Raw genomic sequence first — 16,869 nt, 5'->3', positions numbered from 1 at the left:
ATTTATAGGTTAACTAATTTTGACTGCATTTATCGCCTGAAATTAGTGCTTTATCTTATATCAACAATGGTATTGAAAAGCGAATACCATTTTTTACGCACTAGCGAACTCTTGGAGATAATATGAAAAATGCGACCAAAACGAGCAGTAAAAAACTCGTACTTAACGCATGTACGTTAGCTTTGGGCGCTGCATCTGCAGTTGCACACGCAGCGGACAAACCCAACATTCTTGTCATCTTTGGTGATGATGTTGGTTACTGGAACCTTAGTACCTACAACCAAGGCATGATGGCGTATAACACGCCAAACATCGATAGCATTGCTAAAGAAGGTGCGAAGTTCACTAACTTCTATGCACAGCAAAGCTCGACAGCAGGCCGTTCTGCATTCATCACTGGTCAAATGCCAAAACGTACAGGTCTATCAAAAGTGGGCTTACCAGGCGCTCCGGAAGGTATCTCGGAAAAAGATCCAACGATTGCAACCGTGCTTAAGCAAATGGGTTATGCAACCGGACAATTTGGTAAGAACCATTTAGGCGACCGAGACGAACACCTTCCTACCAACCACGGTTTTGATGAGTTTTTCGGCAACCTATATCACTTGAACGCGGAAGAAGAGCCAGAGAACGTGGATTATCCTAAAGATCCAGAGTTCAAGAAGAAATTTGGCCCTCGTGGCGTAATCCACTCTTACGCTGACGGCAAAATTGAAGATACCGGTCCACTTACGCGTAAGCGTATGGAAAATGTTGACGGTGAATTCCTTGATGCCGCGGAAACCTTCATAGAAAAGCAAGTAAAAGCGGACAAGCCGTTCTTTACTTGGTTTAACACCACTCGCATGCACAACTTCACGCATGTTCCTGAAGAATACCAAGGTAAAACAGGCGCTGGTTTCTACGCGGATGGTGTTAAGCAGCACGATGACCAAATCGGTCAGCTACTTAACAAGATCAAAGAGTTAGGTGTGGATGACAATACAATTATTGTTTACACCACTGACAACGGCCCTATGGTTGATTTGTGGCCGGATGCAGGGATGACACCGTTCCGCTCAGAGAAAAACACTGGCTGGGAAGGGAGTTTCCGTGTGCCGATGTTGATTAAATGGCCTGGAAACATCGAAGCAGGTAAAACGTTCAACGGCATGATGTCATTAGAGGATTTCTTCCCGACATTGGTTGCTGCAGCGGGTGACACCAAAGTTAAAGATGAATTACTAAAAGGTAAGAAAGTTGGTGATATGGACTATAAAGTTCACCTAGATGGTTACAACCAACTGCCATATCTAACGGGTAAATCAGACAAATCTGCTCGTAATGAATTCGTTTACTGGAGCGATGACGGCGATCTTGTGGCATTACGTCAAGGAAAGTACAAGTTCCACTTTATGATTCAAGAGAATGAAACGGGCATGGATGTATGGCGTAAGCCTTTCACTAAACTTCGTGTTCCATTGATCTTCGACTTGAGCATCGACCCATTCGAACGTGGTGACCAAGGTATGGGTTACTCTCGTTGGATGTACGAGCGTTCATTCTTGATGATGCCAGCGATGGATACAGTGAAAGAAGTGATGGGTACATTCAAAGAATTCCCACCTCGTATGGAAGCAGGTTCGTTCGTACCTAAGTCTTCTAAGTAATTAAGATTATATAGCGCTTTTCGGAGCGCTATATACCCAAATAGCTTCAATTCCTGCTGAAATGTGATTACGAGGTTATTTGGGTATATTAAATAGTGAGAAACGTATGAGTAAGATTTCCCCTCGCCATTCTACTACTATGCCTATTGTTCCTCTTAAAACGGCGTCTAAAGCAACGGTTCCGGGTGCGTACGACCGTCGATTCCATGTGATGGCAAAGCCAGGCGGAGCAAAATGCAATATCGATTGTCAGTACTGCTTTTATCTGCATAAAGAAAATCTACTGCACCAAGAAAAGCAGCCCAAAATGGACGACGCAACATTGGAAGCGTTCGTGAAAAGCTACATCGAAAGTCAGGATGGCGAAGAAATTGTTTTCTCATGGCAGGGTGGGGAGCCAACGCTGCTTGGGTTGGACTATTTCCGCAATGTTGTAGCTTTGCAAAAGAAACATCAGCCGGAAGGCGTTCGCATTGAAAACGACCTTCAGACCAACGGCATTTTGCTAAACGATGAGTGGTGTGCGTTTTTAAAAGAGCACAACTTCCTAGTTGGCTTGTCGATTGATGGGCCACGAGATCTGCACGACAAATATCGCAAAACCCGCAGCGGTAAGCCGACGTTTGATCTGGTGATAAAAGCGGTAGATAAGCTCAAAGCGCATGGCGTGAAATTCAACGCGTTGGTGACGGTAAATCGTCACAATGCGAAATACCCGCTCGAAGTGTATCGATTTTTAACCCAAGAGCTGGGTGTGACATACATTCAGTTTGCACCGGTGGTTGAAGCGAACGACTTCCAAACAACCGCACCGCAGTTTTGGAACGAACAGATGATCCCAACCAAAGGCAGTGATCTGGCGAAACCGGGTCATCCAATGTCTGTTGTGACGGATTGGACGGTCGATCCTGAAGACTGGGGACGCTTTTTAATGGCGACCTTTGAAGAATGGGTGAATAACGATCTTGGCCGTGTACTGGTTAACCTGTTTGAAACCGCGGTAGCGCAAGTATTGGGGAAACCGTCTCAGCTTTGCGTGACGGCTGAGTTTTGTGGCAAAGGCTTGGCGATTGAGCACAATGGCGATGTGTTCAGTTGCGACCACTATGTGTACCCAGAATACAAACTCGCCAACATTCATGAACACTCATTGAATGACATGGCTTTCTCTACACGACAATACACCTTTGGCATGGCAAAACGCGAATCTTTGCCGACGTATTGTAAGCAGTGTCCCTACTTGCCTTATTGCTGGGGCGAGTGTCCGAAAAACCGTTTGATCAAAACGCCGAATGGTGAGAGTGGTCTAAACTATTTGTGTTCGGGAATCAAAATGTTCTTTGATTATGCGTTACCGATGTTGGTTGGTCTTGCACAACTTCTCCAATCTCAAGAACCGCAAAGATAACATAGTGAATATAACCTTAAGTTATTTCATTTGTTCTTATACTTAACTATCGAAAAGACGGCTTAAACCATTGAAAAGGTATCCTATGAACCACGCACAACAAGCGATAAAAGAATTCATCGAACAAACAGAAAAAAGCGTCATTGGACAAAGCCACGTGGTTCGAGCTTTAGTCATCGGGTTATTAACAAATGGGCATATTCTGCTAGAAGGTTTACCGGGAACGGCAAAAACACGTTCCGTAAAATCGTTGGCGAACTTGTTAAACACCAGTTTTGGTCGAATCCAGTTTACGCCGGATCTTTTACCATCTGACGTGACGGGTACTGAGGTTTATCAAGAGCTGGATGGTAAGCCGCAACTCCATTTTCAGCCAGGGCCAATTTTTAACAGCATTGTACTTGCTGATGAGGTCAACCGTGCACCAGCCAAAGTACAAGCAGCACTGCTTGAAGCCATGGCCGAAGGCACAATCACGGTAGGCGATAAAACTCACGTATTGCCAGACTTATTTATGGTGCTTGCAACGCAAAACCCTGTAGAGCAAGAGGGCACGTACCCGCTGCCAGAAGCGCAAATGGACCGCTTTATCATGAAGGTTACCGTCGATTATCCAGAAGATGAAGCCGAACGTGACATCATTCGTTTGGTGCGCAGTGAAGAATTGGGTGCGGAAACCAGCAGCGAAATTATTACGCCAAAACACATCGAGCCAGACGTGGTGCTAGAAGCGCGTCGTCAGTTACCAAACATCGTGGTATCAGACCTGGTGGAAAACTACATCGTTGCGTTAGTGATGGCGACTCGTAAGCCAGAGCGTTATGCCGATTCAAACTTAGCAAAATGGATTGAGATTGGCTCTAGTCCTCGTGCTTCCATCGCACTCGACAAATGCGCTCGTGCGTATGCGTGGATGCAAGGACGTGACCATGTGACTCCTGACGATGTGCGTGCCATGGTTCCGTTTGTATTGGGCCACCGTTTTTCTTTGACCTACGATGCACTAGCAGACGGAGTCGATCACCAACGAGTCGTACAAGAGCTGCTAGATTGTGTAGAAATTGGGTAAGTGGGAGGCATTATGGCTAAGCCAACTCTTGCGCCAAAATCACAGGGGATGGATCCCCGTTTGTACTGCGATTACGCTCGTTTAGTACGTTTGCAAGCACAAGCAGAATCATTCAGTTTACTTCCTCATCTAAAAGCGGGCAGCGTACTCTCAGGCCGCCACAATTCGCTGTTTCGCGGTCGTGGATTGAACTTCGAAGAGTTGCGCCATTACCAATTAGGTGACGATATTCGTAACCTTGATTGGAAAGTTACGATGCGCACAGGTAAGCCGCACGTACGCAGCTATACAGAAGAAAAAGATCGCAACGTAATCGTGTGTGTCGACCAGAGAAGCACAATGTTTTTTGCTTCGACGCAAGTAATGAAATCGGTTGTCGCAGCAGAGATCGCAGCGATGTGTGGGTGGCGAGTATTAAAAGATGGCGACCGAGTCGGTTTTGTCATCGCATCCCAGCAGGCTTTGTTTCACAGCAAGGCACAGCGTTCGCAAAACGATCTTCTGGCGCAACTTAAGCATCTCGCTAAAGCCAATCAATCGCTCAATGTGGACTCCCGCAATTCCGAAAAAGTGACGTTCAGTCAATGGATTGAGCTCATTAAACGCATGAAGATCAAGCAATCTACTTTGATTTTTATCAGCGACTGGAGCGACTGCGAGGAGCACCATCTTGACCACCTTAAACAGCTGCAACAGCACAACGACATTCTCGCAGTGATGGTCAGTGACCCATTAGAACAAACGCTACCAGAAGATTTGGCAAAATCGAAATGGGTGGTTGGTGATGGGCAGTATCAACTCAACTTAGACAGCAAAGCAAAGGTAGAAGCTGCGAGCGCAAAGCTTGAGGCTCGAACTAGCTTGCAGCGTCAATCTCTCTCTCAACTTATGGCGATGAAACACCTTCCGCACATCGAACTCGATACGACAGGTGAGCACATTAAACAATTCCAAAAACTAGTAGGAGGGCGTTAAATGAGTGATCTTCCTACGCCTCCGAGTACCTACCTACTCAGAGAGCTGCATGATGTGGCCGTACCATCTAGCGTGAGTTGGTATCCGCAAACTATTGGCTGGAAAATTTTAGCGGCGGCTGCGCTCATTGCATTGGTATATGTCGCATATCGCTTGGCTCGGCAATGGTGGCATAATCGCTACCGAAAAGAAGCTCTACTGGCGATTTCGCAAATCAAACCGAGCGACAAAGATATGCCTAAAGCATTGTTCTCTTTGCTTAAAATAGTGCTGATTCATATTGATAGCCGCAACGCGAAATTGTTTGATACCGCCTTTCTGCGCAAGCTCGATGCGCTGTATCCGCAAACCGAAGATTCTCAAGCAAACTCGATTGTGGTCTTTAACGATGAGCTTTCAAAGCGCTGGCTACAAAGTATTGTTGACCCAAGCGTTACGCTAACCAACGAAGATCGAGTAACGCTAATTGCTCGTGCGAAAAACTGGGTGAGTGAACACCGTTGTGATGCTCAAAAAAGCGCGGCAAAGAAATCACCACGATTGAAACGCAAAGCACATCAGGGAGGTCAACATGAATGATCTTCTTGCATCAATAACTGGTTTGTCTGGTTTTGAATTTGCTCACCCAATGTGGTTTCTGGTTTTGCCCTTGCCGTTGGTGGTGTACTACTTGGTGCCCGCATATCGCACTAAGCAAATGGCGATCAAAGTGCCGTTTTTTAGTCAGCTGGTGGAAGCGATTGGCGAGACGCCATCAGAAGGTGCAAGCCAGTTGACCCCGAGTTGGTGGCAACGAGCAACGTTAATTCTCTCATGGCTTTTGGTGGTGTGTGCGATGGCAAAACCCACCGTGTTAGGCGAGCCTCAAGTTCGCGAGAGTTTAGGGCGCGATGTGATGGTGGTGGTGGATCTTTCGGGCTCCATGGCCGAGCCAGATTTCACCTCACGTACAGGCGAAAAAATTTCTCGTCTTGATGCGGCAAAAGAAGTGCTTTCGGAGTTTGTTCAGTCTCGTAAAGGTGACCGATTAGGCTTGGTGCTTTTTGGTGATGCTGCTTTCGTGCAAACGCCATTTACCGCAGACCAAAAAGTGTGGCTCGAACTGCTTAACCAAATCGATGTGGCGATGGCAGGGCAGAGTACCCACCTTGGTGATGCGATTGGCTTAGCGATTAAAGTTTTTGAGCAAAGCGATAAGTCGCGTGGTGCTTTAGAACAAGACCAAAACCGTGAAAAAGTCGCGATTGTATTAACCGATGGTAACGACACGGGCAGCTTTGTTGAGCCGATTGATGCGGCGAAAGTTGCGAAAGCCAAAGGCGTGCGAGTGCACGTGATTGCGATGGGTGATCCGGAAACGATAGGTGAAACCGCATTGGATATGGACACGATTAATCGCATTGCGAAAGAATCCGGCGGTGAAGCGTTTGAAGCACTCAACCGTGATGAACTATCGGCTGCCTACGACGAAATTGGCAAACTGGAACCTCAACTTTACGAAAGCACCACTTACCGCCCAAAACAAAGCCTTCACCATTACTTGATGGTGTTAGTGGTCATCATGCATTTGCTCGCGTTCAGCGTCGCAACACTCAAAAGAAGGGCTGTTACACGATCATCATTAGGAGAGAGCGATGTTTGATTCTCTTAGTTGGACGCAATTCTTTACGCAGTTTCATTTTATTCGACCACTGTGGTTACTGGCTTTGGTACCCATGTTTTTCTTGGTGTGGTTACGCTGGCGAGAAGAAAGCAAGCCAAGCTGGAAGGATATTCTGCCCGAACATTTACGCAATGCTTTGACGATAGGTGAGCGAGGCTGGCGTAAGCAACTGCCGCTTAAGCTCTTGATGCTGATTGTGTTCATCGCCATTGTGATTTGTGCAGGCCCAACGTGGCAACGAGAATCTTCTCCCTTTGGCGAAGATAAAGCCTCTATGCTTGTGGTGCTTGATAACAGCGACTCGATGCTGCAAAAAGATCTCCCACCAAGCCGCCTTGAGCGTTCCAAACAGAAAATACGCGATTTATTAGCCGCGCGAAAAGGCGGAAAAACGGGTTTAGTCGTGTTTGCGGGCAGTGCTCATGTGGCGATGCCTATAACTCAAGACAGCAAAGTATTTGACCCATTCTTGGCGGCCATTACGCCAGAAATTATGCCCGTGCAAGGTAAGCTTGCCGAAAAAGCCTTGCCGTTAATTGACCAACAATTGCAAGGTCAACCAGGCTCCACAGTTCTGTTGGTGAGCGACGGCGTGAACCCGGCCACGATTGAGCAATACCAAGCGTATTTCTCGGGCAAACCTTATCAACTGTTAATTCTTGCGGCAGGGAACGCTGACATTGTGAGTAACAACCCAATGGATTTGGATTCTCTACAAAAACTGGCCAGCCAGACCAACGGTCGATTGGTGGAAGTGACCGTCGATAACAGTGATATCGAGCAACTGAACCGATACGTTGAGCGCAATATGCAGCTTAATGGCGAATCTTCAATGCCTTGGAAAGACATGGGGTATCAACTTCTGTTCCCAATCGCGCTGATCATGATGCTGTGGTTTAGAAAAGGGTGGTTAGTGCAGTGGTGCGTGATTGTAATGGTGAGCGGCACGTTATTGATGCCAACAAGTGCGTTGGCCGAGAACATTTCAGTTAAAGCCGAGCAGCCACAAGTTGTGCAAAAAGTGACGGCTTTCGACAAGGTGGCGCAATGGTGGTGGGATTTGTGGCTAACGCCAGATCAACAAGGACAGCGTTTGTTCAACAAACAAGCGTATTTAGAAGCGGCGAAACACTTTGTCGATCCATTACGCAAAGGGACTGCGTACTACTACGCTAGCGAGTTTGAACTCGCGCACAGTGCGTTTTTGGAGATGCAAAACGACCCGTCCGAAGAGGTTCGAGATTACGGTCTTTATAATGCGGCGAGTGCATTGGCGCGTCAGCGTGAATATTTGGCTGCACGTGACTTGTTAAAATCCCTAGCCAACAAGCCAACGTTGAGCGAGAGGCTAAGACCGGATGTTGAGCATAACTTGAAAGTGATTGGGGGTATTGTAGAGGACATCAACCGGATGAGTGAGAGTCAGGCAGGAACAGAGCAAGAAGCATCAACCGAGCTAGGCGATAACCCTCAAACCGCAGAAGGGGCGGATGAAAAAACGTCAGCAGAGTTGATGATTAAAGAGACGTTAAGTGCAGACGACATCTTAGGTAGCCAAGAATTAGCCGACAAGTGGTTAAAGCGAGTCGAAGCGGATCCGAAGTATTTCTTACGCGCTAAATTCCAAATTCAATTACGCTCGCCAACAACGGGTAGCTCAACTACGACAACGGAACACAATACAGAGGAGGCTGCCCAATGATGATGAATGTCCATCGCGTTACCTCTTTTGTACTTCCTGCACGGATAGTAGCATGGTTAGTGGTTTGTTTGAGTCTGTTCGTAAGTCGTCACGTTTTCGCTCAGGATATTTACGATCTTCAACGCAATCATGGTGTTGAGTTGCAAGCGTGGGTTGGTCAACAACCAACGGCTGGAGAAAAGCGTAAAACGCCAAGTTTTAGTGTCAACGAGCAAGTCATTTTAACCATCGAAGTGGCAACGCCGCGCTGGTTTACGGGGGGGACGCGAATTGGCAGTATTGAAATGCCCAATGTTATCGCTAAACAGCGTAATCAGTTAGCCACTAACTTCACGGAGGGCAAGGGCGGACAAACTTGGTCGCGTCAACGCTGGGAAGTGACTTTGTATCCGCAAGCATCTGGTGATTTTGTGATTCCACCTGTCGCAGTGGGCGTTCAGGTGTCGGCGCCGGACGGCGAGAAGGTGTCAGGCACACTTTACACGCAGCCGATTAAGTTCAAAACCGCCTTGCCATCGGGATTGTTAAGCGGTGACACGCCTTGGTTTTCGGCAACGCACGTAGACGTAAAACAAGAGTGGGAAACCTCCACTGAGTCACTCAAAGTTGGGGATGCAATCACGCGTAAAATCACTATCTCAGCTCAAGATTCGCTATCTGTGTTGCTACCAGACTTGTTGAAAGGAGAATCAACAACCAGTTACCAAGCGTATCCTCAACCGCACCGTCTTACAGATACGCAAACACGTGGTGATTACCAGTCAACACGCACAGAAGAGAGCGTGTACGTTATTCAACAAGGTGGTGAATTAACCCTGCCAGATTATGAGTTCCGTTGGTGGAACAGTAAGACTCAGCAAGTGGAAACGGTAGTTTTAGAGGGCAAAACATTTGCCGCGAAGCACACGTTGAAATCCTTCATCAAAACGTATTTTGCATGGATTGTTTCCACGCTTGTATTGTTGGGTTTTGTGACTGTTTCATTGGTAGCCATTAAACGTTACTACCGCAACAGACCGACACCAGCATGGTTGACGTTCCACCGTTTGTTAAAGGCTAAACGTTGGTCTGAAGCAAGGGCCGTATTGTACAAACAATTACGTTTAAATACGGCAGAGTTGGAAATGACCAAAGCCGATACGAGTGAATCGTGGCAAAAAAGTGCGTCGCGAATGCAAAATGGTGAAAATAGCGCTCATTTAATGAAGTCGATGTGGCGCAAGATCCAGACCAAACAACAACGTTTTAAATTCCGTATACCGCGAGCGTTACCAGGACTGGACAAAGTCATTGGAAGAGATGGCAATGAATAAAACGGGGCGCTAATATAGCGCCTCGTTTTTATTAGAGAATAGAGTTCAAATGAGCCAAGAGTTTATGCGCCGCGCATTGGAAGTGTCCAAAAATGCGCTTCCTGAATGTCAACCCAACCCGCCAGTTGGCTGCGTGTTAGTTAAAGACAATCAAATCGTTTCAGAAGGTCATACTCAAGCTATTGGTGGCAACCACGCGGAAGTAGAAGCGCTGAATGCATATCAAGGCTCGTTAGAAGCGGTGACGGCATACGTTACGCTCGAACCGTGTTCGTTTGTAGGTCGCACGCCAGCGTGCGCGTTGACATTAGTAAAATCCGGTATTAGCAAAGTCGTCGTAGCCATATTGGACCCCGACCCGCGAAACAGTGGTCGAGGTATCGAGATTCTAAAACAAGCCGGTATTGAGGTAGAAATTGGTTTATGCGGCGAGGAAGTCAGCGAGTTCCTTACCCCGTATTTAGGCAAATCTTAATGTAAGCTTTGGCTTGCACGTTAGCTACTCACTTATGCGGTGAGTGGAGTACGTCAAAATTGAGTTAAAACTCATTAAAACAGGTCGTACCGCCCATTTCTTGTACTTGGCTACGTTAACTATCATGCTGTTAGATTAAAATAGAAAAAGTGATTTTCGAAAAATTTAATAGCATGAAACCGACCGATCTTAATCTCATCCCCATCTTTATTGCCATTTATGAAGAGGGGAACTTATCTAAAGCGGCAGCACGTCTCAGTATCACGCAGCCCGCAGTCAGCAAAGCGTTGGCACGCCTTCGTGATATTTATGACGAACCTTTATTTCATCGCTGTACCAAGGGGGTAGAACCTACCTCTTTTGCTATGGATATTTACCCTGCGCTGCTTACTTCGGTGCAAAACTTTACTTCAACTCTGGCGGCTTCTAGCGAATTTGACCCTAAAGTGTCGAATCGAGTGTTTTCCATTGCTTGTGTCTCTGTTGCAAGTTTTGAGTTGCTCCCTCAAGTCATGAAACAGATCCGTGAGTTAGCACCGCATATTGCTTTAGAGGTTCATCCACTCTTTACGGAAGATTTTGAAAGCGATCTACGTTTGCAACGTTACGACTTGATCATTGATATCGCGCCAAGAGCACGAACGGTTTTAAAAGTTGAAACTGTGCTTACTGAGCGCTTGGTGGTGGTGTGTAGCGAGGAGCACCCACGCTTAAAGAACGAGATTACGGCTGAACAATTTTTTGAAGAAGAACATGTGGTGGTTTCGCAGTGGCAGAGTCGTAAGAGCTTGTTAAACGCCGATGATATTGTCGACTTGGACAAAAGAAAGATAAAGTATCGAGCTTCTGGCGTGTTGGAAATGCTACCTGTTATCTGTGGTGGTGAATATATTGGTTTAATGCCCGAGTCGATGATCAACTTGTTCAACCACACCTATCATGTTAAATCTTTATCTATGCCATTTGATGAACAAACCTATGAGCTCTGCACAATATGGCATCCAAGTCGGACAAACGACAGTGCTCATCAATGGTTGCGATCACAGATTAAACAAGCAGGGAAAGTCATCAACCAATAGGAAGTGCAATGAAGAAGACAATACGTGCCATCCTTAACGGCAAAAAAGCTGGGAACCCAGAGTTAAGAGATGCAATCATGAAAATGAGAGACAAGGGCGTCGATGTGCAAGTGCGAGTGACTTGGGAATCTCAAGACATGCCGCGCTTGGTGAAAGAAGCGGTTGATGAAGGGATTGAACGTATTGTTGTCGCTGGTGGCGATGGGACCGTCAATGAGGCGGCTTCTGCGATTATCCAAATTGAAGAAGAAAAACGCCCTGAGTTAGCCATTATCCCTCTTGGTACCGCAAATGATTTTGCCACCGCCATTCAAGTGCCAGCTTCTATCAAGGCGTCTTTATCTCTCGCCGTAGAAGGGCAGTCTGCTTTGGTCGATTGTGTCAAGGCTAACGATCGCTACTTTATTAACGTGGCAACAGCTGGGTTTGGCGCAGAAGTTACGGCAGAAACGCCTGTTGAACTTAAAAACTTTCTTGGTGGCGGCGCTTATACACTAACCGGTGTTGTAAAAGCGCTCGGCTTTAAACCATATGACGGAACAATAACGATTGAAGGTGGTGCGTATCAGGGAGAAATGTTGCTCGGTGCGTTTTGTAATGGGCGCCTTGCTGGAGGTGGGCAAGAGTTAGCTCCAAAAGCGATGATTAATGATGGGCTGATGGATCTAACATTGGTGCGCCCATTTTTACCTCATGAGCTGCCAAAAGTTATCGAAGAGATCAATAATCCTAGCGAGAAAGGTGAGTTTGTAAAACACACAAGAGCAAGCTGGTTGGAGATAGACTTCCCAAATCCACTACCGCTTAATTTAGATGGTGAGCCATATCATTCGAGAACAATACGGTTTGATGTTCAGCCTAAGAGTATACGATTAGTCTTGCCGCAAGATTGTCCTTGCTTGACCAGCTAAACGAGTAGTTTCCGGCTCATAAACAACACAGCCTCCAATATGTGGCTGTGTTGTTTGTGTTGAGGTGTCAGGCGAATTAAAGCTTTTGAATGGTCTCTACGTCGATCTGCGTGGTTGTCCACTCTGAGTCAACTTCGCCTCGAATCGTCACTTTATCGTTTGGACCAACGTCTAGCCCCATCCAATCTTCATTGTCGATTTCCACTTCGATTTCACCAGTCTCATCTTTGAACAAGTAAGTCTCGTTACCAAGAGATTGAACAATGTGCCCGGTTAACATGACGGCGCTGTCGTCGGTTGCGTTGTGCGCCTCTTTCACCGAATTAATTACGCTTATTTCTGGACCATTAAACGCGGCGAAAGCTGAGCTTGAAAGTAGGGCAAACATAGATGCTAAAATCATTTTTTTCATTATCTTCTCCTTAAATTAGAAGTAGTAAGTTGTGCCTACGTTAAAGGATGCAGTGTTCGCGTATCGGTCTAGTTGATATTTTGCGTTTGCACCTATGGTGAGCTGCGGGAAAATTCTGTATTCCGCACCCACTGAGAACATTGCGCCTAGCTCGTTGTTTTTCTCTGTGTTGTGGAAAAGCGTGTTGTTCATTTCTACATCATCATTCGCGACAAGCTCATATTCTTGATGTTTCGAAACTTTGGTGTCGTATTGCGTGTACGTTAGACCCGCTTTGAATTTTGTTGTCCACTTATCATTTAATGCATAGCTAAACACTGGAGACAGTGATACTTGCTTGGCTTTGATTGACGCATCCCAATCCATTTCATGATGGTAATCTTTGCCATCAATTTGTTTGATACCAAGGTTCTTTGAACGATTATCATCAAGGTCAAATTGGCTGTAGCCCAACTCTAGCGCCCAGTTGTCATTGAACGCGTAACCGACAAAACCTGAGAAAATACCGTCTTCAAGCTCAGGGTTGAGTGTTACGTTGTCAGTTGAAAAGTGAGGTTCCAAATCATGGTCAGTGGTGCCTAGTCCATATTCCAGACCTACATAAGGAGCCGCAGATACCGAAACTGAGCAGGTAACAAGTAACGCAAGAAGTGTTTTGTTCAATTTATTTTGCCTCTTCAAATCAACTTTGTGAGTAGAAGCGCATTTTGTGTGAAGAAGCGTGAAGCGATCGTGAAGAAACGAAAAAATGTTTAGAAAAAAGAGCAAGGGGCGATAACCGAGGGGCGGTTTGAGTGAACAAACACCAAGCTCTTTATATAGAGTAAGTTAAGTTGCTGCGACGTAACACACCGCAAACGGGACATTAAGGCGAGTAAACTCTTTGATCCAACGCCATTGGTTATCCTGGAGTTTATCGCCAGGGCCTTTCACTTCAATCCACTCGAACTCATTTTCTTTAAAAGCAATGAGATCCGGCATCCCATTACGGTAAAGCTTAAGGTCGCTCAATTGTATTTTGAACAGCTCCATCAGCATATTGGTTGGGATAGTGTTGAGCGCTGTTTCGAGTAGCTCTTTACTTATTAAATTCCAATGTACAAATGGATTACTGATGCCAAACTTCTCTTCGTATTTTGCCAATAACGTCTGGGTGCTGCCTGCTTCTAGTTCGGCAAAAGCGGTGTCTATCAAAGCTTGGCGCTTGGTAACAAAATCCGAGTGATATAAATCTAAAGGACGGTGTTGATAAGCGTTAATGAATGCCCCTTCAATAGGAGCAAAAATCGCATCCCAGAATGCGAGCCCCAGTAGCGAGTTGAGCAACGTATTTTCAGCGTAAAACACATTCCAGCCTAAGGACTCAAAATACGCTTTACTGGCAAGCTCGACTCGTTGTTGAGATAAATCCAGTTCAATATGGTATTCGGAGCAGAGTGGCTTCGCTACTCTTGGTACTTTCGCGCCTTGTTTTCGCTTCAACCGTTGCTCAAGTTTTTGTGCGACTTCGAGCTCAGACACATCAATTGGCGACTGTAGCATCTCTGTGACAATGTCACTAAATAAATCATCTTGGTTTAGTTTGTCATAGATACGTGCACGTCGTTCTCGGCTCGGAGCGAGCTGAGTTTGGCTAAATAGAGATAGGGCGGTCTCTAGATCATTAAGCCGTTCGTAATCACGTGCTATGTCATTCAACATGTGCTCACGTTTACGATCTACGTAATGGTGATTAACGGGCTGAGGCATTGACTCAATTAATAAGTCGAGATTGGCTTTGTCTTTTCGATCAAATTGCCAGTACAGGTTGCTCAGTTGGCTCAGTTCAATTAAGCGGTTTATTTGCTCACGTGAATCAAAGAAACGGCGCACTTTACTCAATTGGTATTGCTCGAACTGATGTAGACCTAAGTCATCAAGCACAAACTGACTTAAGTCTTGATGAGTGTTGGCAAAAAACAGGGTGAGTAATACGTCGATCATGTGAGCTGAATTGAGTTTGATGATCGTAAACTCAAGCTGCTCAAAACGATCAAATTCCGTGTTGCTTAAACGCTCTACAAGGGCATCTTTCTTCAATGACTTCGGTAGCTCTGGGTAAAGTGCAGAAATCTCCGGTTTCGTCAGTAAGTTAGACGCTAACTCTTGATGAGAGAGTGTGGGGGAAAGGGCCACAAACTCATGTTGACTCAATTCTACAAGTGCTTCATTGATAGAAGGTATTTCTTGATAACTCAGCTTATCACTTCGAAACCAACACCCTTTTCGGCTGTATAAACGCACCAACAGGCATTGGGCGTGTTTGCTCAAGGAATCAAACGAGCAAAGCCAAGCGTGTTCATCCTCGGCCAGTAAATCGCTGTACCAGGTTACTGCGTGGTGAGTCAGCTTAAAGAAGTTTTCTAGATAGTAGTCTGGTGCAAGTTCGATAGGGCTTTCCATAAACGACCGATAACAAAAAAGGCTTAACCCATAGGTTAAGCCTTTTCGCTATCAAATCAATTCGCAATTATGCGTTTTTGAGCTGCGCTACTTTCGCTTCAGACAGTGGCTTGGTGATGAACGCAAGTACGATACATACTGCCATCATTGCTGAAGAAATAGTGTAAGCCAAGGTGTAGCCTTCGCCGTTCGTCATAGAGAAGCCAACAACTGCTGCGCCGATTGCACCACCGATACCCCATGCAGTGTAAAGCACACCGTAGTTAGTACCGTAGTTTTTCAAACCGTAGAACTCGGCCGTTAGCGTAGGGAATACCGCTAGAAGTGTACCGTAACCTACCGCTGCGATCGCAGTACCAATGATCAGAGTGAACTCAGAGTCGAACGTTGCGAACAGCACCATGTTTACGCCTTGTAGGACGAACGCAAGTAGGAGTGTACGAACACCGCCGGTTTTATCTGCAAGCATACCCGCAGCAACACGGCCGCCTGAGTTAAATACAGCAAGAATAGATGCTAGGTAAACGGCGTTTGGTAAGTTTGCTTGAACGCTTGCGATTGTCGTGATGTTGCCGATGATCATTAGACCAACAGAAGCTGCGAATGCGTACATGATCCATAGAGAGTAGAACTGTGGCGTCTTCAGCATTGCTTTCCAAGTTAGGTCATCTGACTTTTTAACCGCTTTAGGTGCTTGACCTTCTTTTACTTTAGGCTCTGCAGGTGTGTAGTCTGCTGGTGGGTTATTGATGGTTGCTGCAAGAGGAACTGCAATTGCCAGGATACCAACACCAAGAACCATAAAGCTCGTTTGAATGCCCATGCTGTCGATCAATGATGATGTTACTGGTGCTAGGTAGATAGCCGCTAGACCGAAACCAGCCGCAATAATGCCGTTAACCATGCCTTTCTTCGAAGCGTGGAACCATTTCATTGCAGAAGGTGATAGGCATGCGTAGCCAAAACCGATACCTGCACCTGTGATCACACCGAAGGTAATGTTCAGCATGAGTGGAGTGTCAACAAAGCCAGATGCGATCATGCCTAGACCTGTAAGAACAGTACCTAGGATAAGAATCATACGCGGACCCATGCGATCTTGAAGAATACCTGCAACAAGAAGACAGATAGAGAAAGTGATGGTTGCAGTTGCGTAAGGTGCAGAAGCTTCTGCAGCACTCCAGCCTGATTCAGTTACCAGTGCCTTGTTGAATACACTCCAAGCATACAGGATGCCAAGACAAAGGTTGATACAGAACCCTGCTAACAGGATGCGCATAGCTTTATCAATCTTGCTCATTTTCATTCTCAGTTTTTCCTCTTGTTGGCAATGCCGCAAAGAGGGTTGGTTTAAAGATGTTTTTTCTCAAAATTAGTTTGCGTTTTTCAACGATTAACGCAATGAGCGCGGATTATAACCAATAAATATGTGATTGGAATCTCTTTTTTCCGCTACTGATAAAATAATTTGAAACATTAAAAGCGGATGTGAATTCATGGTTTTGTATGTGGTTGGAGTGTTATCAAAAAGTGATGATTTTTGTTGTTAGGAACGAGGAACTAGTCAAAATAGAGAATTCAGTGCGCAGTTGGGTGCACAGCTCACATTTCATATAAAAAATTTCAAAATGTTACCATGTTAACTCCCTGTAACAAAAATGACTGAAATATCGTCTTGTCGCCGTAAGTATTGGATGTAAAGGGGTTGCTTAAATTTAAATTGTTAACCTTTTGTAATGGCTAGGGCTGATTAGATTTTTTGTGCATTAAG

15 protein-coding genes are annotated in these 16,869 nt (G+C 45.8%); 11 read left to right on the top strand and 4 right to left on the bottom strand.

What is annotated here, in order from left to right; all coding sequences use genetic code 11:
• Nucleotides 1-122: 122 nt before the first annotated feature.
• From CAG69_RS06880 to yegS, 11 genes are all read left to right on the top strand, one after another.
• Nucleotides 123-1,649 carry an arylsulfatase gene (locus tag CAG69_RS06880; protein WP_161443352.1) on the top strand — a complete coding sequence of 509 codons (1,527 nt, stop codon included), beginning with the start codon at nucleotides 123-125 and terminating at the stop codon, nucleotides 1,647-1,649.
• Nucleotides 1,650-1,755: 106 nt separating this feature from the next.
• A complete protein-coding gene (locus CAG69_RS06875; RefSeq protein WP_161443350.1) occupies nucleotides 1,756-3,057 on the top strand; it encodes an anaerobic sulfatase maturase in 1,302 nt (433 codons plus the stop codon).
• An 85-nt stretch (nucleotides 3,058-3,142) separates the two neighbouring features.
• Nucleotides 3,143-4,126: an AAA family ATPase gene (locus CAG69_RS06870; protein WP_161443348.1), complete on the top strand. Its 984-nt coding sequence runs from the start codon at nucleotides 3,143-3,145 to the stop codon at nucleotides 4,124-4,126.
• A gap of 12 nt (nucleotides 4,127-4,138) precedes the next feature.
• Nucleotides 4,139-5,101 carry a DUF58 domain-containing protein gene (locus CAG69_RS06865; protein WP_161443346.1) on the top strand — a complete coding sequence of 321 codons (963 nt, stop codon included), beginning with the start codon at nucleotides 4,139-4,141 and terminating at the stop codon, nucleotides 5,099-5,101.
• Nucleotides 5,102-5,680 (top strand): DUF4381 domain-containing protein, encoded by a 579-nt coding sequence (locus tag CAG69_RS06860; RefSeq protein WP_161443344.1) that lies wholly within the window; start codon nucleotides 5,102-5,104, stop codon nucleotides 5,678-5,680.
• Nucleotides 5,673-6,743: a vWA domain-containing protein gene (locus CAG69_RS06855; protein ID WP_161443342.1), complete on the top strand. Its 1,071-nt coding sequence runs from the start codon at nucleotides 5,673-5,675 to the stop codon at nucleotides 6,741-6,743. The genes CAG69_RS06860 and CAG69_RS06855 overlap by 8 nt, the downstream gene beginning before the upstream one ends.
• Nucleotides 6,736-8,466, top strand: coding sequence for a VWA domain-containing protein (locus CAG69_RS06850; protein WP_161443340.1), 1,731 nt, complete (start codon nucleotides 6,736-6,738; stop codon nucleotides 8,464-8,466). Before CAG69_RS06855 ends, CAG69_RS06850 begins: the two co-directional genes overlap by 8 nt.
• Nucleotides 8,463-9,779, top strand: a complete 1,317-nt coding sequence (locus CAG69_RS06845; RefSeq protein ID WP_161443338.1) for a BatD family protein — start codon at nucleotides 8,463-8,465, stop codon at nucleotides 9,777-9,779. Before CAG69_RS06850 ends, CAG69_RS06845 begins: the two co-directional genes overlap by 4 nt.
• Before the next feature lie 49 nt (nucleotides 9,780-9,828).
• On the top strand, nucleotides 9,829-10,254 hold the full coding sequence (locus CAG69_RS06840; protein WP_161443336.1) for a bifunctional diaminohydroxyphosphoribosylaminopyrimidine deaminase/5-amino-6-(5-phosphoribosylamino)uracil reductase RibD: 426 nt from the start codon (nucleotides 9,829-9,831) through the stop codon (nucleotides 10,252-10,254).
• A 173-nt stretch (nucleotides 10,255-10,427) separates the two neighbouring features.
• Complete coding sequence (locus CAG69_RS06835; RefSeq protein WP_161443334.1) at nucleotides 10,428-11,333, top strand: LysR family transcriptional regulator; 906 nt, start codon at nucleotides 10,428-10,430, stop codon at nucleotides 11,331-11,333.
• An 8-nt stretch (nucleotides 11,334-11,341) separates the two neighbouring features.
• Nucleotides 11,342-12,244 (top strand): lipid kinase YegS, encoded by a 903-nt coding sequence (gene yegS / locus CAG69_RS06830; RefSeq protein ID WP_161443332.1) that lies wholly within the window; start codon nucleotides 11,342-11,344, stop codon nucleotides 12,242-12,244.
• 76 nt (nucleotides 12,245-12,320) lie between these two features.
• Here yegS and CAG69_RS06825 read toward each other — a convergent pair whose 3' ends face one another.
• The 4 genes from CAG69_RS06825 to CAG69_RS06810 form a co-directional block, all read right to left on the bottom strand.
• Entirely contained in the window at nucleotides 12,321-12,656 is a 336-nt protein-coding gene (locus CAG69_RS06825; protein ID WP_104973619.1) for a NirD/YgiW/YdeI family stress tolerance protein, read from the bottom strand.
• Between the two features lie 15 nt (nucleotides 12,657-12,671).
• The gene (locus tag CAG69_RS06820; RefSeq protein ID WP_161443330.1) at nucleotides 12,672-13,319 is read right to left on the bottom strand and encodes an AcfA family outer membrane beta-barrel protein; all 648 of its coding nucleotides are present in this window, start codon (nucleotides 13,317-13,319) and stop codon (nucleotides 12,672-12,674) included.
• 165 nt (nucleotides 13,320-13,484) lie between these two features.
• Nucleotides 13,485-15,098: a VRR-NUC domain-containing protein gene (locus CAG69_RS06815; protein ID WP_161443328.1), complete on the bottom strand. Its 1,614-nt coding sequence runs from the start codon at nucleotides 15,096-15,098 to the stop codon at nucleotides 13,485-13,487.
• A gap of 67 nt (nucleotides 15,099-15,165) precedes the next feature.
• Entirely contained in the window at nucleotides 15,166-16,398 is a 1,233-nt protein-coding gene (locus CAG69_RS06810; protein WP_161443354.1) for an L-lactate MFS transporter, read from the bottom strand.
• Between the last annotated feature and the right edge of the window lie 471 nt (nucleotides 16,399-16,869).

This window comes from Vibrio sp. V43_P6S15P86 (assembly GCF_009904725.1).
GTDB lineage: Bacteria > Pseudomonadota > Gammaproteobacteria > Enterobacterales > Vibrionaceae > Vibrio > Vibrio diabolicus.
The sequence above is the reverse complement of the archived record's forward strand: the minus strand, read 5'-3'. Positions and strand labels throughout refer to the sequence as shown.